The 718-nt window shown below is 70.2% G+C and carries 1 protein-coding gene; it reads right to left on the bottom strand.

Annotated elements, in window-relative coordinates; all coding sequences use genetic code 11:
- Positions 1-574: 574 nt before the first annotated feature.
- Positions 575-718 (bottom strand): DUF397 domain-containing protein (locus DVH02_RS34545; protein ID WP_147286221.1); only part of this gene is annotated, 144 nt, incomplete at its 5' end.

The following is a 718-nucleotide window of genomic DNA, read 5'->3' as shown; positions in this document are numbered from 1 at the left end:
CCGGTGGGCCCTGCGGGGCTGCGCAGCAGTGGCGTGGGGTGACTCGGCACCGGCTCAGCGGCCAACGGTCCGCCGTTTGCTGAGACTCATGCCCCGCTGGGCACCGTTGCGTTGTGGTGCCCGGAAGCTGGGCGGGAGTTGTTGTCCGGCCCGGGACCTCGGGCCGATCAGGGGCCTCATGGTGGTGGCCGGGAGCAGGGAGTGTGACGTTGGAGCCACTTCGGGCCCCTCAGGCGGCCGTAACGTCGCAGTCTTCGGGATCATGTAGCCCATCCCCACCAGCATGTCCCATATGGGATGGTTTGGCTGATGGTTGGGGGGCTCTCCGGACGGCACGTGTGTCCTCAGGTGCGTTAGTGGCACTCCGGGACGCATAGACGGCCTTCAGGGGTCCACTTGTTGTCGCACGCGTCCCAGTAACCCCACCACCCACACTCGGTGACCAGCGGGGCATGAGTCCCGGCAAACAGGCGGCCGTCAGCCGCCGAGACGAGCCGGGCCGCCCCACTCCTCTGCCGCGCAGCCCCGCAGGGCCCACCGGCCCGCCCCAGAAACTGCCGGGTGCGGGCGGGCTTCAGCGGGCGGCGAGGCCGTCCGCCTGAACGGCCTCGATGAACGTGGTGAACGCCGCGGTGGGGAGGAGGAGCGCCGGTCCTTGGGGGTTCTTGGATTCACGGACGGGGACGGTGCCGTTCGTGCCAGCGAGGGTGGCGGCGAC

Source organism: Streptomyces corynorhini, from assembly GCF_003346515.1.
Classification (GTDB): Bacteria; Actinomycetota; Actinomycetes; order Streptomycetales; family Streptomycetaceae; genus Streptomyces; species Streptomyces corynorhini.
The sequence above is the reverse complement of the archived record's forward strand: the minus strand, read 5'-3'. Positions and strand labels throughout refer to the sequence as shown.